The sequence below is a fragment of the Pseudomonas sp. FW305-E2 genome (assembly GCF_058782925.1).
Map to the genome: position 1 here is coordinate 58,044 of NZ_JBYSYE010000021.1, position 24,857 is coordinate 82,900.

Annotated in this window: 23 protein-coding genes and 1 riboswitch; of the genes, 4 read left to right on the forward strand and 19 right to left on the reverse strand. The window is 63.9% G+C overall.

The window, feature by feature from the left end:
- The 11 genes from AC3WLP_RS16770 to AC3WLP_RS16820 form a co-directional block, all read right to left on the reverse strand.
- Positions 1 to 1,455 (reverse strand): cobyric acid synthase, encoded by a 1,455-nt coding sequence (locus tag AC3WLP_RS16770; RefSeq protein WP_088513574.1) that lies wholly within the window; start codon positions 1,453 to 1,455, stop codon positions 1 to 3.
- The gene (gene cobD, locus AC3WLP_RS16775; RefSeq protein ID WP_003252458.1) at positions 1,452 to 2,444 is read right to left on the reverse strand and encodes a threonine-phosphate decarboxylase CobD; all 993 of its coding nucleotides are present in this window, start codon (positions 2,442 to 2,444) and stop codon (positions 1,452 to 1,454) included. Before cobD ends, AC3WLP_RS16770 begins: the two co-directional genes overlap by 4 nt.
- Positions 2,437 to 3,345 (reverse strand): adenosylcobinamide-phosphate synthase CbiB, encoded by a 909-nt coding sequence (gene cbiB / locus AC3WLP_RS16780; protein WP_088513573.1) that lies wholly within the window; start codon positions 3,343 to 3,345, stop codon positions 2,437 to 2,439. The genes cobD and cbiB overlap by 8 nt, the downstream gene beginning before the upstream one ends.
- Positions 3,342 to 3,992: a 5,6-dimethylbenzimidazole synthase gene (gene bluB, locus AC3WLP_RS16785; protein ID WP_003252453.1), complete on the reverse strand. Its 651-nt coding sequence runs from the start codon at positions 3,990 to 3,992 to the stop codon at positions 3,342 to 3,344. The genes cbiB and bluB overlap by 4 nt, the downstream gene beginning before the upstream one ends.
- The gene (locus AC3WLP_RS16790; protein ID WP_012053452.1) at positions 3,989 to 5,284 is read right to left on the reverse strand and encodes a cobyrinic acid a,c-diamide synthase CobB; all 1,296 of its coding nucleotides are present in this window, start codon (positions 5,282 to 5,284) and stop codon (positions 3,989 to 3,991) included. The genes bluB and AC3WLP_RS16790 overlap by 4 nt, the downstream gene beginning before the upstream one ends.
- On the reverse strand, positions 5,281 to 5,892 hold the full coding sequence (gene cobO / locus AC3WLP_RS16795) for a cob(I)yrinic acid a,c-diamide adenosyltransferase (RefSeq protein WP_003252448.1): 612 nt from the start codon (positions 5,890 to 5,892) through the stop codon (positions 5,281 to 5,283). The genes AC3WLP_RS16790 and cobO overlap by 4 nt, the downstream gene beginning before the upstream one ends.
- 120 nt (positions 5,893 to 6,012) lie before the next feature.
- A riboswitch (cobalamin riboswitch) is annotated at positions 6,013 to 6,233 on the reverse strand.
- 121 nt (positions 6,234 to 6,354) lie between these two features.
- A complete protein-coding gene (locus AC3WLP_RS16800; protein WP_003252446.1) occupies positions 6,355 to 6,888 on the reverse strand; it encodes a C40 family peptidase in 534 nt (177 codons plus the stop codon).
- A gap of 139 nt (positions 6,889 to 7,027) precedes the next feature.
- Entirely contained in the window at positions 7,028 to 7,666 is a 639-nt protein-coding gene (locus tag AC3WLP_RS16805; protein WP_003252444.1) for a C40 family peptidase, read from the reverse strand.
- Between the two features lie 127 nt (positions 7,667 to 7,793).
- Positions 7,794 to 8,501, reverse strand: a complete 708-nt coding sequence (hda, locus tag AC3WLP_RS16810) for a DnaA regulatory inactivator Hda (protein ID WP_003252443.1) — start codon at positions 8,499 to 8,501, stop codon at positions 7,794 to 7,796.
- A gap of 239 nt (positions 8,502 to 8,740) precedes the next feature.
- Positions 8,741 to 9,814: an AI-2E family transporter gene (locus tag AC3WLP_RS16815; protein WP_003252442.1), complete on the reverse strand. Its 1,074-nt coding sequence runs from the start codon at positions 9,812 to 9,814 to the stop codon at positions 8,741 to 8,743.
- 12 nt (positions 9,815 to 9,826) lie between these two features.
- Positions 9,827 to 10,894: a DUF2066 domain-containing protein gene (locus AC3WLP_RS16820; RefSeq protein WP_088513572.1), complete on the reverse strand. Its 1,068-nt coding sequence runs from the start codon at positions 10,892 to 10,894 to the stop codon at positions 9,827 to 9,829.
- A gap of 320 nt (positions 10,895 to 11,214) precedes the next feature.
- Here AC3WLP_RS16820 and purM point away from each other — a divergent pair, with 320 nt between their 5' ends.
- The 4 genes from purM (at position 11,215) to AC3WLP_RS16840 (ending at position 14,028) form a co-directional block, all read left to right on the forward strand.
- Positions 11,215 to 12,273, forward strand: coding sequence for a phosphoribosylformylglycinamidine cyclo-ligase (purM, locus tag AC3WLP_RS16825; RefSeq protein WP_003252437.1), 1,059 nt, complete (start codon positions 11,215 to 11,217; stop codon positions 12,271 to 12,273).
- Entirely contained in the window at positions 12,273 to 12,926 is a 654-nt protein-coding gene (gene purN / locus AC3WLP_RS16830; RefSeq protein ID WP_014754253.1) for a phosphoribosylglycinamide formyltransferase, read from the forward strand. The genes purM and purN overlap by 1 nt, the downstream gene beginning before the upstream one ends.
- An 8-nt stretch (positions 12,927 to 12,934) precedes the next feature.
- Positions 12,935 to 13,645 (forward strand): DUF3108 domain-containing protein, encoded by a 711-nt coding sequence (locus AC3WLP_RS16835; RefSeq protein WP_014754254.1) that lies wholly within the window; start codon positions 12,935 to 12,937, stop codon positions 13,643 to 13,645.
- Positions 13,646 to 13,845: 200 nt separating this feature from the next.
- Positions 13,846 to 14,028 (forward strand): hypothetical protein, encoded by a 183-nt coding sequence (locus AC3WLP_RS16840; protein WP_003252431.1) that lies wholly within the window; start codon positions 13,846 to 13,848, stop codon positions 14,026 to 14,028.
- Positions 14,029 to 14,128: 100 nt separating this feature from the next.
- Here the strand turns inward: AC3WLP_RS16840 and AC3WLP_RS16845 are convergent, their stop codons facing one another.
- The 8 genes from AC3WLP_RS16845 to cysM form a co-directional block, all read right to left on the reverse strand.
- A complete protein-coding gene (locus AC3WLP_RS16845; protein WP_088513571.1) occupies positions 14,129 to 16,387 on the reverse strand; it encodes a GMC oxidoreductase in 2,259 nt (752 codons plus the stop codon).
- Positions 16,384 to 16,875 (reverse strand): hypothetical protein, encoded by a 492-nt coding sequence (locus tag AC3WLP_RS16850; RefSeq protein ID WP_003252427.1) that lies wholly within the window; start codon positions 16,873 to 16,875, stop codon positions 16,384 to 16,386. The genes AC3WLP_RS16845 and AC3WLP_RS16850 overlap by 4 nt, the downstream gene beginning before the upstream one ends.
- 4 nt (positions 16,876 to 16,879) lie before the next feature.
- Positions 16,880 to 18,220 (reverse strand): hypothetical protein, encoded by a 1,341-nt coding sequence (locus AC3WLP_RS16855; protein WP_012053459.1) that lies wholly within the window; start codon positions 18,218 to 18,220, stop codon positions 16,880 to 16,882.
- Positions 18,221 to 18,558: 338 nt separating this feature from the next.
- Positions 18,559 to 19,098 carry a DUF2058 domain-containing protein gene (locus tag AC3WLP_RS16860; RefSeq protein ID WP_003252424.1) on the reverse strand — a complete coding sequence of 180 codons (540 nt, stop codon included), beginning with the start codon at positions 19,096 to 19,098 and terminating at the stop codon, positions 18,559 to 18,561.
- A gap of 26 nt (positions 19,099 to 19,124) precedes the next feature.
- Positions 19,125 to 19,958 carry a nucleoside triphosphate pyrophosphohydrolase gene (mazG, locus tag AC3WLP_RS16865; protein WP_003252422.1) on the reverse strand — a complete coding sequence of 278 codons (834 nt, stop codon included), beginning with the start codon at positions 19,956 to 19,958 and terminating at the stop codon, positions 19,125 to 19,127.
- A gap of 124 nt (positions 19,959 to 20,082) precedes the next feature.
- The gene (gene relA / locus AC3WLP_RS16870; protein ID WP_003252420.1) at positions 20,083 to 22,323 is read right to left on the reverse strand and encodes a GTP diphosphokinase; all 2,241 of its coding nucleotides are present in this window, start codon (positions 22,321 to 22,323) and stop codon (positions 20,083 to 20,085) included.
- A 96-nt stretch (positions 22,324 to 22,419) separates the two neighbouring features.
- Positions 22,420 to 23,778 carry a 23S rRNA (uracil(1939)-C(5))-methyltransferase RlmD gene (gene rlmD, locus AC3WLP_RS16875; protein WP_012053460.1) on the reverse strand — a complete coding sequence of 453 codons (1,359 nt, stop codon included), beginning with the start codon at positions 23,776 to 23,778 and terminating at the stop codon, positions 22,420 to 22,422.
- Positions 23,779 to 24,678 (reverse strand): cysteine synthase CysM, encoded by a 900-nt coding sequence (cysM, locus tag AC3WLP_RS16880; protein WP_003252416.1) that lies wholly within the window; start codon positions 24,676 to 24,678, stop codon positions 23,779 to 23,781. It lies immediately after the preceding gene.
- Between the last annotated feature and the right edge of the window lie 179 nt (positions 24,679 to 24,857).

Sequence of the window (24,857 nt, forward strand, 5' to 3'; positions counted from 1 at the left end):
TCAGGCTACCCCACACAGTTGGCGCAACTGCGCGGTGTCCAGGTGCTTCTCCACCAGATCGGCCAAGCGCTCGATGTCGTGTTCGCGCAACGCTTCGTAGTCGATAACCTGCACATCCTCCAGCCCGGCCCAGCGCAATAGCGCGGCACACGACTGGCTGCCTTCGAACAGGCCATGCAGGTAGGTGGCGAGGATCTGGTCATCGGCACTGACAGCACCATCATGGCGGCCATCAGCCAGTTGGACAGCGGGTTGCGCCAGCGCAGGCCCCGTCGTAACGCCAGCATGAATTTCATAACCAGTTACCGTTGCCGCTTCAAGGCTCAGCGTGCCGGCCACATTGCGCAGTTGCTTCTCGGCTTCGAGCACCGTGGCATAGTCGAGCAGGCCGAGCCCCTGGCTAGAGCCTGCGGCCCCCTCCAGCCCCAGCGGGTCATGCACTTCCCGCCCCAGCATCTGCAGGCCACCGCAGATACCGATCAGCTTGCCACCATAGCGCAGGTGCCGCTCGATGGCCTTGTCCCAACCGCGCTCGCGCAGTTGTGCCAAGTCGCCCCGCACGCTCTTGGAGCCCGGCAAGATGATGAGGTCGGCAGCCGGAATCGGCTGGCCCGGGCCGATGAACTGCAAGTCCACCTGCGGGTGCAGGCGCAGCGGGTCGAAATCGGTGTGGTTACTGATACGCGGCAGCACTGGCACGATTACCTTGAGCACACGCGCGTGCTTGACGCCTTGACGCACATCGATACCGTCTTCGGCTTCCAGGTGCAGGTCAGTAACGTAAGGCAGGACGCCCAGTACCGGTTTGCCGGTGCGTTGTTCCAGCCAGTCCAACCCTGGCTGCAGCAGGGCGATATCGCCACGGAAGCGGTTGATGACAAAACCTTTGACCCGCGCCTGTTCAGTGGTCGACAGCAATTCCAGCGTGCCCACCAGATGGGCGAACACACCACCGCGGTTGATGTCGGCCACCAGGATCACCGGGCAGTCCACTGCTTCGGCAAAGCCCATGTTGGCGATATCGCCGGCACGCAGGTTGATCTCTGCCGGCGACCCCGCACCCTCGACCATGACCACCGGGTACGCGGCACTCAGGCGTTGGTGAGACGCCAGCACCGCTTGCATGGCCGTGGTTTTATAGTCGTGGTAGGCCACTGCATTCATGCTGGTGACCGCCCGACCGTGGATGATGACCTGGGCGCCGGTATCGCTGTTGGGCTTGAGCAGCACCGGGTTCATGTCGGTGTGCGGTTGTAGCCGGCAGGCCTGGGCCTGCACCGCCTGGGCACGGCCGATTTCCCCGCCATCAGCCGTCACCGCGCTGTTCAGCGCCATGTTCTGTGGCTTGAAGGGCGCCACAGCGACGCCCTGGCGCAACAGCCAGCGGCACAATGCGGTCACCAGTGTGCTCTTGCCTGCGTCGGAGGTGGTGCCTTGCACCATGAGGGTCGTCATGCCGTTTCCTTCTGATAAGCCGCCAGGGCCTGGGCCAGACGCTGTTCGTCCGCCGTGCAGGCAGGCAACCCCAGGCGCACGGCTGCCGGCTGTTCGAACAGCCGTACCAGGATGCCGCGCCGGGCGAGAAATTCATGCAGGCGTGCAGCGTGCTCGCTACGCACGTACTGGAACAAGTCGCAGCCACCACTAGGCGCCAGGCCGGCACTGCGCAACACGTGCGCCAGCCGCTGGCCGGCAGCCGCACAGCGTTCGGCCTGCGCGCGCTGGGCAGTTTGATCGGTCAGGCTGGCCTGGGCCAGCACCCGGGTCGGGCCGTTGACGGTCCAGGGGCCGAGCAGCTCGGCCAGGCGCAGCAACAAGCTGTGTTCGGCGGCAACGAAGCCCAGGCGCACGCCGGCCAAACCGAAGAACTTGCCAAACGAGCGCAGCACGATCAGCCCCGGGCGTTCGGCGCAGTCCACCACGCTGTCCGCCGGGGTGTTGTCCATGAATGCTTCGTCGACCAGCAGCCAGCCACCGCGGGCCGCCAGGCGAGCATGCCAAGCCAGCAGGCGTTCGCGCGACACCCGTTGGCCGGTTGGGTTGTTGGGGTTCACCAGCACCAGCACATCGAGGCCGTCGAGCGCAGCCTCAACTTGCGCCTCATCCAGGGCCAGCAGTTGGTGCCCCGCCCGTTGCCAGGCATAAGGGTGTTCGGCATAGCACGGCGTCAGCACGCCAACCCGGGCGGTTGTACGCAGCAGCGGCAAGGCCTGGATAGCGGCCTGGGAGCCGGCTACCGGCAGCAACTGGCGGGCGCCGTAATACGCACGCGCGGCGTCCTCCAGGCCATCCTCGGTTTCTGGCAGGCGGGCCCAGGCGTCGACGGGAATCGGCGGGACAGGAAATGGCCAGGGCGCAATGCCGCTGGACAGGTCGAGCCACTGCTCACGGGCAATACCGTATTGCTGCACCGCGCGTAACAGGCGGCCACCATGTTCAAGCATTGATATAGGCCCCCAGGCAAATCATCAGCAGCCACAGCCACACGCCGCGCTGCACCAGTTGCCAGCCGCGCTCGATGGCATCGGCATCGGCCACTGGCCCCTCGCCCAGGCGCGGCCGCTCATGCAGTTCGCCGTGGTACACCGCCGGGCCACCAAGCTCGACGCCCAGCGCGCCGGCGCCGGCAGCCATCACCGGCCCGGCGTTGGGGCTGTCCCACAGCGGGCCCTGTTTGCGCCAGCAGGCCAGGGCCAGACGGGTTTTGCCCAACAGGGCATAAGTCAGGGCTACCAGCCTTGCAGGTATATAGTTGAGCACATCGTCGATGCGCGCCGCGCACCAGCCAAAGCGCTCGAAACGTTCGTTACGGTAGCCCCACATGGCATCCAGCGTGTTGCTCAGGCGGTACAGCACCACACCGGGCGCACCGGCCACCACAAACCAGAACAACGCGGCGAACACTGCATCGCTGCCGTTCTCCAGCACCGACTCGGTCGCCGCTCGGGCCACTGCTGGCTCGTCCAGTTCGCGCGTTTCGCGGCTGACCAGGTAGCCAACGCGGCGCCGCGCCTCCACCAGGTCGCCCTGGCGCAAGGCGTTGGCCACCGGCAGCACATGCTCGCCCAGGCTGCGCAGCCCCACAGCGCAGTAAAGCGCCAGCACGTCAACCAGCCAGCCAATATACGGCAGCCACGAAAGGACCAGCGCCATCAGGGTTAGCGGCACCACCGCCAGAAACCACGCGCTCACGCCGTGGCTGCGCCAGCCGCGCCCACCCGCATTCAGGCGGCGCTCCAGGTTGCCGGCCATGTTGCCGAACGCCACCAAGGGGTGGCGCCGCTGTGGTTCGCCCAACAAAGCGTCCAGGGCCACCCCGGCCACGGTCAGCAAGGCCACGCTCATTGACGCTCTCCCCATTGGTTTTCGTAAAGCATTTCACTCAGAGGCCGCTCTTCGGCCCAGCTTTCCTGCACCAACATCGGCACCGGATAGAACGCGGCGACCGGCCCAAGGCACAGTACCGCCACCGGCTTGGCCCCGGCGGGCATGCCCAGCAGCGCGGCCAACGCCTGCGGGTCGAACAGCGATACCCAGCCCATGCCCAGCCCTTCGCCACGCGCGGCCAGCCACAGGTTCTGGATGGCACAGGCCAGCGAGGCCAGGTCCATCTCCGGCAGGGTGCGGCGGCCGAAGATGTGTGGCTCGCGGTTGTCCATCAAGGCCGCCACCAGCAGCTCGGCACAATCGTTTATGCCCTCCACCTTCAATTTCATGAAGGCATCGGATCGCTCGCCCAACGCCTCGGCCGTGCGTACCCGCTCCGCCTCCACCAGGGCCTGGATGCGCCCGCGCAGGTCACGCTGGGTGATGCGGATAAAGCGCCACGGCTGCATAAGCCCGACACTGGGCGCCTGATGCGCGGCGGCCAGCAAGCGGCCAAGCAGTTCGGGCGCCACCTGGCCACCCGCAAAATGGCGCATGTCGCGGCGCTCGCCGATGGCCCGGTAAATGGCGGCGCGCTCGGCGTCGCTATAGGCGTGATCATTCATGGTCGCAACAGCGCCGCCGCCGCATCCGGGCAGGAAGGGAAATAGAAGTGCACGTAAGAGGCCGTCAGCCGGCCCAGACGATAAACCGCCTCGTTGCCACGCCCGCCGTTGGGGCTCAGGCCCCGGGCAATCGGTTCCAGCGCAGTGCTGGTCAGCGAATGGTGATAGGTGTGACCGCGCAAGGTCCCCTCCGGCAGCTCCACCGCCTGCAGCGCCAGGGCGGCCAGGCGCTTCTGCATGGTCGCCTCACCCGGCAGCAGGCCGAGCAGTTCGGCACGTTCACCGGCCACGTCAGTCAGGGCATCAAGCAGGTAAAGCATGCCGCCGCACTCGGCCAGCAATGGCTTGCCCTGCGCGTGGTGGGCACGGATCGCCTCGCACATCGGTGCGTTGGCGGCCAGCGCATGGTGATGCAGCTCAGGATAACCACCCGGCAGATACAGGCTGTCTACCGCCGGCAGTTCGTGGTCGTGCAGCGGCGAGAAGAACACCAGCTGGGCACCCTGGTTGCGCAACAGGTCGAGGTTAGCGCCATACGTGAAGGCGAACGCCTCGTCCCGCGCCACGCCAATGCGCACACCGGCCAGCGAGGCCACGCAGGCTTGCGGTTCAGGCTCGGCAAAGCTGACTGGCGGCGGCAACGCCGCATCGCAACTGGCGCCCAGCGCTTCGGCGGCGGCGTCCAGGCGGGTGTCCAGGTCATTCAACTCGCTGGCCTGCACCAGGCCCAGGTGGCGGCTGGGCAGTTCGATGCCGCGTTCGCGGGACAAGCCGCCATACCAGCGCAAGCCCTCGGTCAGGCTGCCTTCGAGCAGTTGCGCATGACGCAGGCTGCCTACCCGATTGGCCAGCACGCCGGCGAACGGCAGATCGGCCTGGTACCGCGCCAGGCCCAGGGCCAGGGCACCGAAGGTCTGGGCCATGGCTGTGCCATCGATCACCGCCAGCACCGGCACGCCAAAGTGGCGCGCCAGGTCGGCGCTTGACGGGGTGCCGTCGAACAGCCCCATCACCCCTTCGATGAGGATCAGGTCAGCCTCGCCAGCAGCTTCCCACAGCAGACGACGGCTTTCTTCGGCACCGATCATCCACAGGTCCAGCTGATACACCGGCGCGCCACTGGCCCGCTCGAGAATCATCGGGTCAAGAAAGTCTGGCCCGCATTTGAACACCCGCACCTTGCGCCCGAGGTTGCGGTGCAGGCGGGCCAGCGCAGCAGTGACGGTAGTCTTGCCCTGGCCTGAGGCGGGTGCCGCGATCAACACGGCGGGGCAGTGGCGCGATCGACTCACAGTTCGACGCCCTTCTGTGCGCGGATACCGGCCTGGAAGGCGTGCTTGAGCATGCCCATTTCGGTCACGGTGTCGGCCAGTTCGATCATCTCAGGCTTCGCAGCGCGGCCAGTGACAATCACATGCTGCATGGGCGGGCGGGCCTGAATGTCGGACAGTACCTGGTCCAGGTCGAGGTAGCCATGTTTGAGGGCGATGTTGAGCTCGTCCAGCACCACGAACTGTACACCTGGGTCCTGCAGCAACTGGCGCGACACCGCCCAGGCGGCTTGCGCAGCGGCGATGTCACGCTGGCGGTCCTGGGTTTCCCAGGTAAAGCCCTCGCCCATCACGTGGTAGCGCACCTGTTCAGGGAAGCGACGGAAGAACAGCTCCTCGCCGGTGCTGTTGCGGCCCTTGATGAACTGCACCACACCGCATTGCATGCCGTGGCCCAAGGCGCGCGCGAGCATGCCGAAGGCCGAACTGCTCTTGCCCTTGCCATTGCCGGTCAGCACCAGCAGCAGGCCGCATTCGTTAGGGGAATTGGCGATGCGTTCGTCGATGACCGCCTTCTTGCGCTGCATGCGCGCCAGGTGGCGTTCGTCGCGTTCGGTGGAATCGCTCATCAGGGTTCTCCGCTGGCTGGCACCACGGCAATGCGCGGCGACAGGTAATAGGCAGGCAAACGGAGAACGCGCAGAGGCCATGGCTGGGCGCCACGGTGCACCGCGCATCACCCTCCGTGATGCCGTTGGCAGTATCAGGCCGGTCTCCGGGCTTGTGAGTGGGCCTTGGCCCTGGCCTGCGCGCCTTCCCGGATGCTGGCATCCAGTGGCCCTGCGCGGCCTTTTACTCATCCACCGTTGCGGGGGCAGCGCCGGAATCGCGCCATGCTGGCGCCCACCGGCTTCCCAGTTTCACCCTGCCCAGTCGGGGCTGGCAGGGCACCTGAAACACGCCGCGAAGGTTAGAGGGTTGCACCGGGAGCGTCAATCGAAGCGGGAGGTCTGGCGGGTGAGCAAAACACCTTGAATCCAGGCAGCCGGTATCGGCCCCGAGCTAGAGGGGCCGCTAAACAGGCATGGATATCAAGGGTTCTGTGCCAGATGCCCTTGCGGAATCACCCGCTTGGCCTGCAGGTAGGCCTTGGCCCAGTAGCTGTTCGACAGGTAGTCCAGGCGCACGGTGCCACCGGTGGAAGGTGCATGCACGAAGCGCCCGTCCCCGACATAGATGCCGGCATGGCTGACCTGCGAGCCGCCACTGGTGGCGAAGAACACCAGGTCACCAGACTGCAGCGAACTGACATCCACCGTCGGTGCGCGCATGACAATCATCTCTCGCGTCGAGCGCGGCAGGCTGATGCCAGCAGCATCACGGTACACATACTTGATCAGGCCGCTGCAGTCGAAGCCGGAGTCCGGCGTATTGCCCCCCCAACGATAGGGCGTGCCAACCAGACCAATGGCGCGGATCAGTACGTCATCGGCAATCGGTGAAGGACTGGGCTGGCTATAGGTAACCTGCGGCTGTACCACAGGGGCCGGCGCAGGCGCACGGCTGGAGCATGCAGCCAGCAAGGCTGCCAAGGAGAAAAATGCGAAGCGCGCCATCTTTACCATGGCCAGAACATCCTGTCTGAGACCGCTGCGCTGCAGCCGAAAAGAGTTGAGAATTTAGATTAGACGCTTTCTGTAAATGCGCACGGCGGCGAGCTTTTTTTAAAGCATCACCGCCGCGGCAGGGTACATCATTTTGATATCAGTTGCGCGCGATGTTGGTCGGCGCCATGGCCAAGGCTCGCTTGGCTTCAATGAAAGTCTTGCTCCAGTAACGATCACCGAGGCTGTCGATGCGCACACCACCACTGCGGCGGCTGCTGGAGTGGATGAACTGGTTGTCACCCAGGTAGATCCCGGCATGGCTTACCCGGCCACGGCCATTGGTGCTGAAGAACAGCAGGTCACCTGGCTTGAGCTTGTTGCGGGCCACTTTCGGGGCATCGACGTTGATCATTTCACGCGTGGAGCGCGGCAGCGTCATGCCCGCCTCTTCGCGGAACAGGTAACCGATGAAGCCACTGCAGTCGAAGCCGGACTTTTCCGAGGTACCACCGAAGCGGTAGCGGGTGCCGATCAACGACATGCCGCGCTCGAGAATGCTGTCAGCCAGAACCGGCAATTGGTAAGGCTTGCTGCCGGAGAAAGACGCCAGGTCATCTTCGGTGGCCAGCTCTTCCGGCTCGCCGAACACCGACGAAGAAGAGGCTTTGGCGTTGATTGCCGATTGTGCAGTGATCGGCGTGTGATCCTGGGGCTGGGATACCGGGCCTTGGGCCGCGCAGCCAAAAAGCAGGGTCACGAGTGCGAGTGGCACGAGGGGTGCGAAGCGCTTCAGCATGGGCACGACCGTGTCTGTAATCCTTTAGAAGGGTGAAACTATGCCCTCTATCATGGCCATTTGCAAATTTTATCGAAAAAGATGTGACTTTTTTGTTTTACCGCTCTGGCCCAAGGTTTTCAGGGGGTTACCAGCCGAGGGTTTCCTTGAGAAACGGAATGGTGAGCTTGCGTTGAGCCTGCAGCGACGCCTGATCGAGGCGCTCGAGCAAGTCGAACAACGCGCTCATGCTCCGCGCGCCGCGGGTGAGGATGAAATGGCCGACTTCGTCGGTCAGGTGCAGGCCACGGCGCGAAGCTCGCAGCTGCAAGGCGCGCAGCTTGTCTTCGTCGGACAGGCCGCGCATCTGGAACACCAGGGCCAGGGTCAACCGCGACTTCAGGTCCGGCAGCTTGATCGGCAGCTCACGCGGTGATGCCGAGGCAGCCAGCAGCAAGCGTCGGCCGCTGTCGCGCAGGCGGTTGAACAGGTGGAACATGGCCTCTTCCCAATCCGCCTTGCCGGCGATCACATGCAGATCGTCGATGCACACCAGTTCGTACTGGGCCAGGTAGTCGAGCAGTTCGACGCCACGATCGAGCAATTGCGCCAGCGGCAGGTAGACAGCAGGCTCGCCACGTTGCTGGAAGCGATGGGTAGCGGCCTGCAGCAGGTGGGAACGGCCAACACCCTGCTTGCCCCACAGGTAGATAAGGCTCTCGGTCCAGCCGGCGTCGGCTTCGCATAGCCGCTCGACGTAACCCAATGCCGCAGCATTGGCGCCCGGATAGTAGTTGATGAAGGTGGCGTCATCGCGCAGGCGCACACCCAGGGGCAACTGGATCGGTGGTTTCATGCTCGCGGGCGGTCGACGGGACCGCTGGGGGCCTTTGGTGAACAATCTGCAAAGTCTATACCCGCAACGCGGGGCGCACAATCTCGACTGCAGATAGGGCAAGCAAAATCAACAAGTTGCGCTGCACAAGCGAACGACGGATGCAGGACAAACCGTGCCCAGCGCCCGCGAGATCGGGCGCCGCGAGGCGGCGCTCAATTTCGCGGGCGCGAAACAGCTCAAGACGAAACACGGGGTGTTCAAAGCTCCGGGTCGATGTTCCCGGCGTACATATCCGACTCCTTGTACAGGGCATGCACATGCCGCAGCAGCACCATGATCACCGCCGCCACCGGCAGCGCCAGCAGCACACCGGTGAAGCCGAACAGTTCACCCCCGGCGAGGATGGCAAAGATCACTGCAACCGGGTGCAGGCCGATGCGATCGCCCACCAGCAGAGGGGTCAGCACCATACCCTCCAGCGCCTGCCCAACCATGAACACCGCAACGATGCCCAGCATCGGATACAGGTCGCCACCGAACTGGAACAGGCCGGCCACCAGCGCGGCACCAATGCCAATGATGAAGCCCATGTACGGCACGATGGCCGCAAGGCCTGCAAGCATGCCGATCAGCAGACCGAGTTCAAGCCCCACCAGCATCAGGCCGGCTGAATAGATGACGCCCAGGGCCAGCATCACCATCAGTTGCCCGCGCACGAATGCCCCCAGCACTTCATGGCATTCACCTGCCAGGCCCATCACTTGCGGCTCGCGCTGGCGCGGCAGCAGGCCGCGCAGCTTGCCCATCATCAAGTCCCAATCGCGCAGTAGATAGAAGCCCACTACCGGAATCAGCACCATGTTGGCCAACCAGCCCACCAACGCCAGGCTGGAGGCGGTGGCCTGGGACAGCAGCATGCCGACGATATCGGTGGTCTGCCCCATGTGCGCGCCGATGGCGGCCTTGATCTTGTCGAACTTCCAGAAACCATCGGCCAGGCCAAGGCGGCCCTGTACCCACGGCAGCGCGACATGCTCAAGCCAGTCGAGCATCTGCGGCGCCAACTCGTACAGGCGCACCAACTGCTTGGCCAGCATCGGCACAAGCACCAGCAACAACGCCAACAGCAACAGGGTGAACAGGCCGAACACCACCACCACACCCCAGGTACGCGAAAGCCCCAGGCGCTCGAGACGATCGACCAGCGGGTCGGCCAGGTAGGCCAGCATGATGCCGACCAGGAACGGCGTAAGAATATTGTGCAGGCTATAAAGCAGCACAGCGATCAGCAGTGCAGCGCCCAGCCAGATCCAGCGACGCATGTCAGTCACGGTAAGCGCCCCTTACCAGCGAAAACGCAAGCCGTCGAACGGCTTGGGGGCTGGCTGCGCAGGCGCGGGCTGCCCAGCTGCGGCGTCCACTGCCGGTGCTGGCATGGCCGGCACCGCCGGTGCCTGCTCGACCGGCACTTCCTGCAGCTTGGCCAGGCCAAGCTGGGCACGCAGCTGTTCACGATTACCCGTAACCCCGTAGGTCAGGGTAGTGCCTTCAGCCGCCTGCAAGCGTGGGCCATAGGGCTCCAGCACGCGAGCCAGCTCGGCATAGCGCTGCAGGTTCATGCCCTGCACTTGCACCTGCAATTGGCTGCTGGCACCCGGCCGGGTAACGTAGCGCGGCGCCAGGCGGCTGCTTACCGCCATCATCACCGCGTCAGCCAAGGCGGCCTGGTCGGCGCCCTCGGCAGTGCCCTGCTCACGCTGGTCGCCCAGCCACAGCTGCCACTTGCCCTGCCACTTGCCGTCGGCTTCCTGGGCATGTACCGCCAGCAAAGCATCGGCGCCGTAGCGCTCGGAAGCGTCGCGCAACGGCGCCGGATCGTTGCCTTCGATCTGCTTGGCATTGGCGACCAGTTGCTCCTGCAAGTCGGCCAGCGGCAAGCGCAACGGCAGACCACGGTGCTGGGCGGCGCGGCGCAGGGGTTGGGCACTGGCCTGGCCATCACCGACCAGGCTGCTGCCCTCAATGGTGTCGTTCAACCACCACCCCAGTATCGAGGGCCGGTTACTGCCCCACAAAGCCAGGCCAGCCTTGCGCAAAGCCCGCTCGGTGCTACCTGGGTCGAACTCGACCACTACTGACTCGGGCGGGCCGGCTTCACTGCCCACCTGGTTGATGATTTGCTGTGGGTCCTTGCGCAGCTCGGCCAATGCAGGGCTCTGCACGGCCTTTGGGTCACCGGTCAGACGCTGCACCAACGTGTCCAGGGCTTTGACTGTGGCTGCGGTACGGGCTTCGGCACCCGGCCCGGTGACCGGCTCGCGCACCTGATAAAGGCCGGAGACATTTTCAGCCAGGGCCGTGGCCGAGATCAGGGCCAGGCAACCAGCTGCCAGAATATTGAACAAACGCATGGAGGATTCCTGTCCAGTCGAGCTTCAAGCCGTAAGCTTCAAGCTGCAAGAAAAAGCAGGCCGAGCGCCAGGCTGCATCGTCGTGCAGCCGCAAGCTCGTTGCTTGCAGCTTATACACATGCAACCGCATCAACCACCCTCCCGCTTTTTTCAACAATTACCGCCCTGCCCGTCGGCCTGAGGATGGCCGCTGCCCGGCAACCCTGATAAAATCGCGCGCCTTCACAGACCACTGACGTTTCAGACCGCCGCCGCTTATCAGCCGGCCTTGGCCGTCATGGTCGTTTTTAAGAATCCCTCCCTCCTAAAGGCCTGGATCAATGAGCAAGCAACCCTCCCTGAGCTACAAGGACGCCGGTGTAGACATCGACGCCGGCGAAGCACTGGTCGAACGCATCAAGGGCGTGGCAAAACGCACCGCACGCCCTGAAGTCATGGGTGGCCTGGGCGGCTTCGGCGCCCTCTGCGAGATCCCGGCCGGCTACAAACAGCCGGTGCTGGTCTCCGGCACCGACGGCGTCGGCACCAAGCTACGCCTGGCGCTGAACCTGAACAAGCACGACAGCATCGGCCAGGACCTGGTCGCCATGTGCGTCAACGACTTGGTCGTGTGCGGCGCCGAGCCGCTGTTCTTCCTCGACTACTACGCCACTGGCAAGCTGAACGTTGACGTGGCCGCCACCGTGGTCACCGGCATCGGTGCCGGTTGCGAACTGGCCGGCTGCTCGCTGGTCGGTGGTGAAACCGCCGAAATGCCTGGCATGTACGAAGGCGAAGACTACGACCTGGCCGGTTTCTGCGTAGGCGTGGTGGAAAAGGCCGAAATCATCGACGGCTCCAAGGTTGCCACCGGTGATGCGCTGATCGCCCTGCCGTCCTCGGGCCCGCACTCCAACGGCTACTCGCTGATCCGCAAGATCCTCGAAGTGTCGGCTACCGATATCGAGAACACCCAGCTGGACGGCAAGCCGCTGACCGACCTGCTGATGGCGCCGACCCGCATCTACGTCAAACCGCTGCTGCAGCTGATCAAAAACACCGGCGCCGTCAAGGCCATGGCCCACATCACCGGCGGCGGCCTGCTGGACAACATCCCGCGCGTACTGCCGAAAAACGCCCAGGCCGTGGTTGACGTGGCCAGCTGGCAGCGCCCGGCGGTGTTCGACTTCCTGCAGGAAAAGGGCAACGTCGACGAGCACGAAATGCACCGCGTACTGAACTGCGGCGTGGGCATGGTCATCTGCGTGGCCCAGGACCAGGTCGAAGCCGCCCTGAACGAACTGCGCGCCGCCGGTGAGCAACCGTGGGTCATCGGCCACATCGCCGAAGCCGCCGAAGGCGCTGCCCAGGTCGAGCTGCAGAACCTCAAGGCACACTGATGCCGAGCAAGACCTGCAATGTAGTGGTACTGCTGTCGGGCTCCGGCAGCAACCTGCAAGCCCTGATCGACAGCTGCCAAGGGCAGGACAGCCCGGTGCGTATCCGCGCGGTGGTTTCCAACCGCGCCGATGCCTACGGCCTGCAACGTGCCGCAGCGGCCGGCATCGACAGCGTCGTGCTCGACCACACCCAGTTCGACGGCCGTGAAGCCTTCGATGCCGCGCTGATGGCGCGCATCGACGGCTTTGCCCCGGACCTGGTCGTGCTGGCCGGTTTCATGCGCATCCTCAGTGGCGGCTTCGTGCGCCACTATCAGGGCCGCCTGCTCAACATCCACCCGTCGCTGCTGCCCAAGTACAAGGGCCTGCATACGCATCGCCGGGCATTGGAAGCTGGCGACGCCGAGCATGGCTGCAGCGTACACTTCGTGACTGAGGAACTCGATGGCGGCCCACTGGTCGTACAGGCTGTGGTACCGGTGGCGTCTGATGACACCGTCGAAAGCCTGGCACAGCGGGTACACCATCAGGAACACCTGATCTACCCACTGGCAGTGCGCTGGTTCGCTGAAGGGCGCTTGCGTCTTGGCGAACAGGGTGCATTACTGGACGGCCAGCCACTGGCGGCCAGCGGTCACTTGATTCGATCCTAGGAGAATTTATGCGTCGCGCCCTGCTCTTGGCTCTCGCCGTGCTCGCCCTGCCCCTCCAGGCAGCTGATCTGAAGCCCTTCTCGGCCAGCTACACCGCCGACTGGAAGCAACTGCCCATGAGCGGCACCGCCGAGCGCAGCCTGGTCAAAAATGCCAACGGTACCTGGGACCTTAACTTCAAGGCTTCCATGATGATCGCCAGCTTGACCGAGCAAAGCACCCTGCGCCTGGACAACGACACCCTGCTGCCACAGAAGTACCACTTCGAGCGTGGCGGCCTGGGCAAGGCCAAGAAGGTCGACCTGAACTTCGACTGGAGCACCAAGAAGATCACCGGCAGCGACCGTGGCGATGCCGTCAGCCTGCCACTGAACCGCGGCGTACTGGACAAGTCCTCCTACCAGTTGGCCCTGCAGCACGACGTGGCCGCAGGCAAGAAGAGCATGACCTACCAGGTGGTGGACGGCGACGAGATCGACACCTACGACTTCCGCGTACTGGGCACCGAAAAGGTCACCACCAAGACCGGCCAGGTCGATGCCGTGAAGGTCGAGCGCGTGCGCGATCCAAGCCAGAGCAAGCGCATCACCGAGCTGTGGTTCGCCAAGAACTGGGACTACCTGCTGGTGCAACTGCGCCAGGTGGAGACCGATGGTAAGGAGTACGTGATCGTGCTGCAGGATGGCACGGTCGATGGCAAGCCGGTGAAGGGCAACTGATCGCACACTGCCTGCAACACCTGAAGCCCCGCCCAGTGCGGGGCTTTTCTTTGCTGCGAAAAAGCCCACCCAGGCAGCATCCCTTTGAGCTTCATGAAACTTGTTTCATGCCTGTTTTACTTACTTAGTCTGCTAACAAACTCTATAAAGAAGACGTGCGACACACTGTCGCAGCCATCTTGAAGAAGTGGAGTTTACCGATGACTGTCCAAGTAACCGAACGCGACGAATCGAGAATGTCCCACGAAGGCCTGGCCGCTGGCGTGCGGATCTGGGATGTGTACCAACAAGGTCAACTGGTGGGCATGTTCCATAACGAACACGAAGCACACCAATACCGCGTTGAGCTTGAAGACCTGGAAAACCAGCGCGCCACGCAATGACCCTGGCCATTGCGGCGAACCCCTGACTCACCAGGGCTGAGTGAGCAACCCCACAATACTGCGGCATTACCGGAGCATTGTGGGGTTGCCATGTCAGGGCCTACACCGCCCCGAAACGCACCTCTACTGACAGGCTGCCCAGGTTATCGCTCAGGCCAGCCCCGTAACGCCCGTCCAGGTCGTCATTGATGCACAACTGCAGCTCACCTTGCTGGCCACGCGGCAATTGCACCTGGTTGCCGACCAGGAACGGCGCACCGCTGTTGCCGATACGCCCGATCAACGCCCCTTCCGGTTGACCAGGCAAGGCATAGCCGGGCTTGGCGATCAACCTTGGGTTGCCCGCCGCGCCAACCATGCCGGTGGCCGGGTTCGCCGTCCACTGCCCGCCCGTGCATACCGCCAACTGCCAGCTCTGCCCATTGACCTGCATGCCCGTGCCCTGCCATGCCTGGTTGGCCTGCACCTGCACAGTGCGCTTGAGCAGGTCGCTGGCCACCACGTCGGCGGCCTGGAACGTCAACGCGGTAATGGTCAAGGTCGGGTTGGCGGTGCCGGTAGTGGGGAACACGCCGTCGCCGACCAGGAACAGGTTGGGGTGGTCCCAACTGCGCTGGTCCTTGTCCACCACCGACGTGGTGCGGTCCGAGCCCATGCGGTAGGTGCCCATCAGGTGGCCAGCGCCGTAGAACGGGTAGTTCTGGCCGTCGTACTCAAACACCGTTTGCGAGCCGGGCTCAAGCTTAGGGTTCAGGTCGGTCAGCTCGGTCGCGCCCATCAGTTCGGTGATGATGTGCGTGGCGGCCAGGCGCGCCTGCTTGAAACCCTCCTTGGTGTAGTCGGACAGTTCGTAGGTAATCTGCGGCCGAGGCAGGCCCAAGCCGTCGGTGAACTCCGTGCTCCTCTCCACCCGGCACAGCGCATTATCGGGGTCTTTCTCCACCTGCTCGATCAAGAAGCCCAGACGGAACTGGCGGGTCAGCACGCTGTTGAGCTGCTGCACCAGCGCCTGGCCGGACAACGCCAGCTTGTTGGGGTTAGCGCCGCCGTGGTTGGTGCCGTCGATGAAATCGCAGACCGAGGTGTAGGGGTCATTCACCGACCAGTTCCAGCCCTCGTTGCCGATTTCGATACGCCAGGCGGCACGCTGGCTGCGGAACGGGCCATCGCGCATGTCCTCAATCCCCGAGGTGGACAACGGCCCCCGGAACGGGAACAGCGGCTTGCCTTCAGGCATCAGGCCCCAGGCCAGGTACACCGGGTGGTCAGCCAACGCCTGGCCGACCTGGCCGCTGCTGTTGGCGACCCCTTTAGGGCTGTTCGGGCCGATGGAGTTGAGCAGCAACTTCGGCGTTTCGATCGCGTGGGCGGCGATCACGTAGCGTTTGCCCTGGGCCGTGCCGTTCTGGCGCGTACCGTTGTTCTGGTACTGGATGAAATCGATGCCCGTGACCCCATTGGCATCGACCTGCACCTGGCTCGCCACGGTCTGGTAGAGGATGCGCACGTTGCCGGTATCCAGTGCCTTGGCCATGGTCACGGTGGCGTCGTACTTGGCCTGGATCGGGCAGATCGGCGTGCAGCTGGTGTTGCCAGCACACACCCGACGGCCGTTATCATTCTGCGAGTTGCGCCCGGCCGGGGTCTGCCGGACGTTGAGGGTGACACCTGGGTACGGCTTGCCGTCGGGCCCCTTCTCCGGGCTCTGGTACACGGTGCCCGTGACGTGCTTGCCCAGGCCTTGGTCGACCAGCGACGGCGGGATGCCATGCATGCTGTATTTGTAGCCCTGCGGGAAGGTCACGCCCAGGTAGGTCTGCGAGGCGACATCGGCGGACACGCCCATCTCTTCCTCGGCGCGGCAGTAGGCAGTCTGCAGGTCGTCGTAACTGATCGGCCAGTCGACCCCGACGTTGTACGCAGTGCGCATGCGAAAGTCGTTGGGCAACAGGCGCAGGGCCGTGCCCATCCAGTGCCACATGGTGCCGCCGCCTACCCGCTCGTAGGTGCTGGCGAACAGGTGCGGCCCCTTCTGCACCAGGTAGCTTTTCTGCGCCTTGTTCGGGTCTTGGCTACCCGCGGTGATCAGGTCCTGGATGGTCGCCCGTGGCGCGAACTGCGTGGCCGGAGTCTGCTCGCTCTGCTCAGGTGGGTACGGCGACTCGGGCGCCTTGAGCACCGCGGTGTAGAAGCGCTCCAGGTACTCGCTGCGATTGGGCGGAATGGCCGGGCCCGATTCGAGCACCAGCACTTTCAACCCGGCCAGGCCCAACTGGTAGGCCATGACACTGCCGGCCATGCCGGCGCCCACTACGATCACATCGGCAGTTTCGATGTTCTGGGTTTGTACATTGCTCATGGCTGCTGCCCTTCCTTGGCGTCGACACCGGTGAATTGCTTGAGGGTCGGTGGCTGCTCACCCCAGTATCCGAAGTGGAACTGGCTGTAGCCCATGGGGTGAGATTGGGCGATCTTCCATGCCCAGCTCTCCTTGTAGGCCTGGTCGGAGACCACCCGCGTGTCACCCGTGCGGGCGTTGCCCAGGTCGTAGGGTTGGTACCAACTGCCGAGCAGCCACAGCTTCATGATCGAGCGGGCGCCCTGGGCGATTTGCGGGTTCGCGTTAGCGAGCACGGCACTGGCGATTTGCGCGGGCGGCTGGCTCTGGATGCTGGCGTACAGCTCCAGCAGGCTGCTGAACGCCTCAAGGCCCATGCCTTGCTGGGCGGTGGCGAAGAACACCGGCGGCAGGTTGATCGGGTCGACGGAAGGCGCCAGCAGCTTGGCCGACAGGCCAGTGAGTACGGCGGACAAGCCGATGAAGTTTTGCAGGTTCTGGTCGCTCATGGCATCACTCCTTGGCGCCGGTGGATTGGGCACGTTCAAGCAGGAAAGTGAAATCGGCGAAGCTGGTGCGTGGCGACTGGGTCACGCGGGTGGTCGCGTTGTTGTGGCACTCCATGCAGCTGGACGAGGCCTGCGGGGTGGTGCCCTGGTTGTAGGTCTCCAGGGTGGCGTTGGCCAGGAAGTTCGGCGCAGGCGTACCTAGCGGGTTGGTCGGCGACGGCACCTGGCAGTCATCGGCCGGGTCGGTGGGCCACTGGGTGCTGATCAGGTGGTAGTTGGCCCACACCGTGCCCTTGAGCGCGCCTTGCCACTGCGCGTTGAGCTGTTGGGTGGCGGCGGTGATGGGAATGTCACGCACGATCTGCGAGGGGATGGCCTTCTTCGACGGGTCCCACGGTTGCGCGGGTGGCTCGTTCACCGGGCGGTTGCTGGCCTGGGCGTCGTAGAACAGGTAGGGCCCTTTGCGCTCGTTCATTGGCGTGGTCTTTTCCGGCACGTTGCGCACGTGCTCGAACGTCGACCATACCCACTGCGGTGCGCCCTCGGTCTTGTGCACGATGTGCAGGCCTACCAGCCCGACCTTCTGCGCATTGCACGATTCGGGGATCACCGCCCCCTTGTTCGGGTCGGCGTTGCCGGGGGTGTAGACCAGCGCGTCGACGGCGTGGAACTCCTGCGGGTTGTCGCTGCCATCGAGCACTTTCCAGGCCGACTTGACCATGATCGCGCCGACCTGCTGGGCCTTTTGCGAACCGCAGGCGAAAGCGATGCGGTTGTCGGCCTTGCTCAGGAACGCTTGCTGGCCTTCCTTGCTGTACAGGCCATTGTTGACGATGTCATCGAACATTGGCTGGTTGACCATGATCGCGTTGCGCGTGTAGGTGCCGCTTTGGTCGACCAGCGGGCCAGTCTTGAATGGCTGGATGAACTCATCGAGCACGCCGGCGACCTTGCCCATCTGTTGCAGCACCGGCAGGTCACCCTTGCCTTGGCAGGCCGCGGGCACTGGCGCCTGCTGGTCCCAGGCGACGGGCTTCTGCCCCTTGGGCAGGAAGATCTCGTAGCTTTCTTTCCACGATTCCCACACCGTCTTGCCGGGCGCGCCGATCTTCGCCGAGGTGTTGGCACTGCCGTCGGCGTTGGCGGGCCAGTTCAGGGCGACGAAGGTTTGCCACGACAGCACGTCGAAATCGTGTTGCAGGTTGTCCAGGGTGAAGGGGGGATTGGCGGTGACATCGAAGGGAATCGCAGGTGACAGCACCGGCGGGCTGGCCGCATCGGCCATGGCGAACGCACTGGTGAAGCTCGCACCCAGGCACGCCAACCGTTTCAGGGTTATTTTCATTGTCGTCTCCTCAGCAGATAAAGCGTCGGGACGACGAGGCGTAGTGGCCCTTCCTGGACCGAATGTTCAGCGCTATCCCTGACGCTAAGCTGGAGGCTAGCCGTTGTGCCGGAACCCTAAGAAATGTCCGACGAACGGAGGGAACCAAGACGATAGTGCAAGTGACTAACCGCGCCGGTTCAGTGAGCGGCGAACCCTTTCGGGTCAAAAGGCCAGCGCCCTCTTGAGAACGCGCGTGTCACGATGGCCGCGGGAGCGACCGTGTGCAGCGAAAGGGCCGCAGAGCGACCCTGCGATCTTGAATGAACCGCATTAACGCCAAGGCGAGGTTTTCGTGCTTACCACATCAGATCATCAGGGATCTTGTAAGCCGCGTACGGGTCGTCTTCGTCCGTTTCCTCGACATGGCTGTTGAGCAGCAGAATACGGCCAGGGTCGCGCTCCTGGATCTTCAAGGCGGCCTCACGGGGGATAACCTCGTAACCACCGGCATGGGCTACCACGGCCAGCGCGCCGTTGCTCAGCTTGGTGCGCATCAGGGCGTTGACGGCAATGCGCTTGACCTTCTTGTCGTCGACGAAGTTGTAGTAATCCTCGGTGCTCAGTTTGGGCAGGCGAGTGGCCTCGATCAGTTGCTTGACCTGCGCGGCACGGGCCTTCTGCTCGGCCTTTTCCTGCTGCTGGCGGTTCAGTTCCTGGTCACGCCGGGCTTTTTCAGCCATGGCTTCCTTGGCCATGCGCTGCTGGCTGTCGTCGACTTCGACCTGGCCTTTGTGCTCCATGCGCTTCTGTTTCTTTTCAGCTTTGTTGGTCTGCGAGACCTGTTTCTGGTTGACCAGACCGGCTTTGAGCAATTGGTCGCGAAGGGAAAGGCTCATGAATATTCACTCACTTATGCAACAGCTCAGCCGCAGCTGGGCAGGTTCTTTTCCTGACGTTTGGCTTCCCCCCAAAGGGCATCCAGCTCGTCAAGGTCACAATCTTCAATGGGGCGGCCACTGTCGCGCAATGCCTGTTCGATAAAACGGAAACGTCGTTCGAACTTGCGATTGGCGCGGCGCAGCGCATGCTCTGGGTCTTGCTTGAGGTGACGGGCCAGGTTGACCGCAGCAAACAGCAAGTCGCCGACTTCATCTTCCAGCGCATCGGCGTCGCCGTCGGCCATGGCCTGCAGCACTTCATCCAGCTCTTCGCGGACCTTGTCCAGCACCGGCAACGCCGCCGGCCAGTCGAAACCGACCGTGGCCGCACGTTTTTGCAGTTTGGCTGCCCGCGACAGCGCCGGCAAGGTTGCCGGCACGTCATCAAGCAGCGACAGCTGTTCGGGCTGGCTCTTCTCCGCGCGCTCTTCGGCCTTGATTTCTTCCCAGCGCGACTTGACCTGGGCTTCGCTCAGGCTGGGCGTGTCCACCGGCGCGTACAGCTCGCCAGTGGGGAATACGTGCGGGTGGCGGCGGATGAGTTTGCGGGTGATGCTGTCAACCACGCCATCGAACTCGAAACGCCCTTCTTCGCGGGCCAGCTGGCTGTAGTAGACCACCTGGAACAGCAAGTCGCCCAGCTCGCCTTGCAAGTGCTCGAAATCGCCGCGCTCAATGGTGTCAGCGACCTCGTAGGCCTCTTCGATAGTGTGTGGGACGATGCTGGCGTAGTTCTGCTTCAGGTCCCACGGGCAGCCGTACTGCGGGTCGCGCAGGCGGGCCATGAGATGCAGCAGGTCGTCAAGGGTGTAGGTCATACAGGCAGGTCCTTCGGTGGTGGCTTCTTCGCGGGCTTGCCCGCTCCCACAGGTACGGTGCAGATTTCGAAACCTGCATCCATCCTGTGGGAGCGGGCAAGCCCGCGAAGCTGGCGCCCCGGTCTCAAGGGGTACGATTACGCCGCGTCTCGATGATGTTCGGCAACTGCGAGATCCGCCCCAGCAGGCGCCCCAGCGCGTCCAGGCCTGGAATCTCGATGGTCAGCGACATCAGCGCGGTGTTGTCTTCCTTGTTCGAACGGGTATTCACCGCCAGCACGTTGATCTTCTCGTTCAGCAGCACCTGAGACACATCGCGCAGCAGGCCCGGGCGGTCGTAGGCACGGATGACGATGTCGACCGGGTAGGTCTGCACCGGGATCGGCCCCCAGCTCACCTGGATCATGCGCTCTGGCTCCTTGCCTGCCAGCTGCAATACCGAGGCGCAGTCCTGGCGATGAATGCTCACGCCCCGGCCCTGGGTGATGTAACCGACAATGGCATCGCCCGGTAGCGGCTGGCAGCAGCCGGCCATCTGTGTCAGCAGGTTGCCGACACCCTGGATCTGAATGTCGCCACGCTTGCCGGTACGCGGCCCGGTAGGCTTGCGCGGCACCAGCTCGATCTGCTCGATACGCTCAGGCTCCAGCAACTGCTGGGCAGCGTTGACCAGATGAGCCAGGCGCAGGTCGCCAGCACCGAGCGAGGCAAACATGTCCTCGGCGGTCTTGACGTTGGTCTTCTCGGCCAGGCGCTCGAAATCAACCTGCGGCAGGCCCAGACGACTGAGCTCGCGCTCAAGCAAGGTCTTGCCGGCAGCAACGTTCTGGTCGCGGGCCTGCAATTTGAACCAGTGGACGATCTTGGCCCGCGCCCGTGAGGTGGTCACGTAGCCCAGGTTGGAGTTCAACCAGTCACGGCTAGGGTTGCCGTGCTTGCTGGTGATGATCTCCACCTGCTCGCCAGTCTGCAGGCTGTAGTTCAGCGGCACGATACGGCCGTTGATCTTCGCGCCGCGGCAGTTGTGGCCGATCTCGGTGTGCACGCGGTAGGCAAAGTCCAGTGGCGTGGCGCCTTTGGGCAGGTCGATGGCGTGGCCGTCGGGGGTGAACACATAAACCCGGTCAGGCTCGATGTCGACCCGCAACTGCTCGGCCAGGCCACCGATGTCGCCCAGCTCTTCGTGCCATTCCAGCACCTGGCGCAACCAGGAAATCTTTTCTTCGTAGTGGTTGGAGCTGGGCTTGACGTCGGTGCCCTTGTAGCGCCAGTGGGCGCATACCCCAAGTTCGGCCTCTTCGTGCATGCCGTGGGTGCGGATCTGCACCTCCAGCACCTTGCCCTCGGGGCCGATTACCGCAGTGTGCAACGAGCGGTAGCCGTTCTCCTTGGGGTTGGCGATGTAGTCGTCGAACTCCTTGGGAATATGCCGCCACAAGGTGTGCACGATGCCCAGCGCGGTGTAGCAGTCGCGGATTTCCGGCACCAGCACGCGCACCGCACGCACGTCGTAGATCTGGCTGAACTCCAGGCCTTTGCGCTGCATCTTGCGCCAGATCGAATAGATATGTTTCGCCCGACCGCTGATGTCGGCATTTACGCCAGTGGCGAGCAACTCGTTCTGCAACTGGTTCATCACGTCGCTGATGAAGCGCTCGCGATCCAGCCGCCGCTCATGCAACAGCTTGGCGATCTGCTTGTACTGGTCGGGCTCCAGGTAGCGGAAGGACAGGTCTTCCAGCTCCCACTTGATGTGACCGATACCCAGGCGGTGCGCGAGCGGCGCGTAGATGTCGAACACTTCACGCGCGACACGCAGGCGTTTCTCGTCATCGGCGGACTTGACCGCGCGGATTGCGCACGTGCGTTCGGCCAGCTTGATCAGCGCCACGCGCACGTCGTCAACCATGGCCACCAGCATCTTGCGCAGGTTCTCGACCTGCGCCTGCGAGCCCAGCACCAGCGACTGTCGTGGGCTGAGGCTGGCACTGATGGCGGCCATGCGCAGCACGCCGTCGATCAGCTTGGACACCACCGGGCCAAAACGCTGGCTGACCTCGGCGAGGGTGACCTTGCCCTCGCGCACCGAGCGGTAGATGACCGCAGCCACCAGAGAGTCCTGGTCGAGCTTGAGGTCAGCAAGAATTTCGGCGATTTCCAGGCCTGCCTGGAAGCTGGACGTACCATCCGCCCAGGAATGCTTGGCCGGGTTGCCCTTTTTCTCTACCTCAAGAGCAAACTCGCAGGCTTCTTTCAGCGCTGCGCGATCCAGTGCCGAATCGACGCTTACCACATGGTCCAACCATGCTTCGAGATTGATACTGCCGTCGGTGTTGACCGGCTGGTGCACTCTCACCTGTACCATCTTTGTTTTACCTTTCCATGCAGCACACCATACGGGTGTGCTGGCGATCACCGTGCGGCCGCCATTCCGTGGCAACCGCACCAAGGGGCCAGTCAGCTAGCCCGCTTCGAATAACGCCATGGCCTCGACATGCGCCGTCTGAGGAAACATGTCGAGAATCCCGGCCCTTTTTAACCGGTACCCCTGGCCGACCAGCACTTGGGCGTCTCTCGCCAGCGTGGCCGGGTTGCACGATACGTAGACCAGCCTGCTGGCCTTGAGGCGGGCGATGCCTTGCACCACCTCGAAAGCACCGTCGCGCGGTGGATCCAAGAGTACCGCAGAAAAGCCCTCGGCGGCCCATCCGGTGCCTGCCAAAGGCTGCGATAAATCGGCCTGAAAAAACCGTGCGTTATGCACATTGTTGTTCCGGGCATTGGCCGCGGCCCGATCGACCATGGCCTGTACACCTTCCACTGCCACCACCTCACGCGCCTGGCGGGCCAGCGGCAGGGCAAAGTTGCCCAGACCGCAGAACAAGTCCAGCACACGCTCGTCGGCTTGTGGCGCGAGCCAGGCCAAAGCCTGCTCGATCATCGCCGTATTGACCTGGGCATTCACCTGCACGAAATCGCCCGGGCGCCAGGCCAGCTCCAGCTGCCAAGGTGCCAGGGCGAAGCCCAACTGCGCCGCTGGGTCCACGGGCGCCGGCTCACCTTCGCCTTGCAGCCATAGCTGGGCGTTGGCCTGCTCGCAGAACGCTTGCAACCTGGCCTGGTCCTCGGCCGGCAACGGCGCGACGTGGCGCACCAGAACCGCCTCGGCGGTGCCACTGAACAGCTCTACATGGCCCAGCGCCTGCGGCTTGCTCAACGAACGCAGCACCGTCGGCAAGTGGCGCAAAATGGACTGCAAGGGTTGTACCAGCACTGCACAATCGTCGATGGCAATGATGTCCTGGCTGGCTTCGGCGCGGAAACCCACCTCCAGCTGACGCGCCTTGACGTCCCAGCGCACGGCCACACGGGCGCGGCGCCGGTAGCCGAATTCCGGCCCGCTCAGGGGGGCAGCCCACGCCTCGGGTTGCACGCCGGCCACCCGCTGCAACTGCTCGGCGAGGGTGCGCTGCTTCAGCGCCAGTTGCGCTTCGTGCGGCAGGTGCTGCAGGTTGCAGCCACCGCAGCGGTCGTAGTAGCGACATGGCGCCTCACGGCGCTCGGGCGCCGCCTGCAGCAACCGCTCCAGGCGTGCCTCGACCACTTTGCCACGGGCGTTGAGCACCCGCGCCTCCACGGCCTCACCGGCCAAGGCGCCACTGACGAACCAGGTACGCCCGTCGAGGAAGGCAATGCCACGGCCGTCACCGGCCAGGCGCTCGATGTCCAGGCGCTGCTTCTTGCCCACTGGGACCTGGGGGGTGCGATTGCCGCCGGCCGGCTGGAAGCGCAGGCCGCTGTTGCTTTTTTTCTTGGACATTTAGCGTGGATCAAACAGGCCAGTGGACAGATAACGGTCGCCGCGGTCGCAAATGATCGCAACCATGACCGCATTTTCCACTTCGCGGGACAGGCGCAACATGGCCGCAACCGCACCACCAGAAGACACGCCGCAGAAAATGCCCTCTTCACGCGCAAGGCGACGGGTGGTGTCCTCGGCTTCCTGCTGCGACATGTCGACCACGCGGTCGACGCGGGTGGCATCGAAGATTTTCGGCAGGTATTCCTCGGGCCAGCGGCGAATGCCCGGAATAGCCGAGCCCTCCATCGGTTGCAGGCCGATGATCTGCACCGCGGGGTTCTGTTCCTTGAGGTACTGCGAGCAGCCCATGATGGTACCGGTGGTCCCCATGGAGCTGACGAAATGGGTAATGGTGCCCTGGGTCTGCTGCCAGATCTCCGGGCCGGTGCTGTTGTAGTGGGCGATCGGGTTGTCGCCGTTGGCGAACTGGTCGAGCACCAGGCCACGGCCTTCGGCCTGCAGCTTCTCGGCCAGGTCACGGGCGCCTTCCATCCCCTCCTCCTTGGTCACCAGGATCAGCTCGGCGCCATAGGCCGTCATGGCGGCCTTGCGCTCGGCGGTGGAGTTGTCGGGCATGATCAGGATCATCTTGTAGCCCTTGATCGCCGCCGCCATCGCCAGGGCGATGCCCGTGTTGCCGGAGGTGGCTTCGATCAGGGTATCGCCTGGCTTGATCTGGCCGCGCAGTTCGGCGCGAGCGATCATCGACAGTGCCGGGCGGTCTTTCACCGAGCCGGCAGGATTGTTACCTTCGAGCTTGAGCAGGAGGGTATTGCTGGTTTCGCCAGCGATGCGCTGCAGGCGAACCAGTGGCGTATTGCCGACGCAATCGGCGATGGTTGGGTACTGCACGGTCATGGCGTATTTCGCAATCCGGACGGCGGGGGTGCCTATCATACCGGCAAACCCTTCGCGGCCATATCACGCAATCTGTAGTGCATATAGCTACAAGCTATAACGGTGCGGCATATGCTGGCCTCTTCGCGGGTAAACCCGCTCCTACAGGGATTCGCTAGCCTGCAGGAGCGGGTTTACCC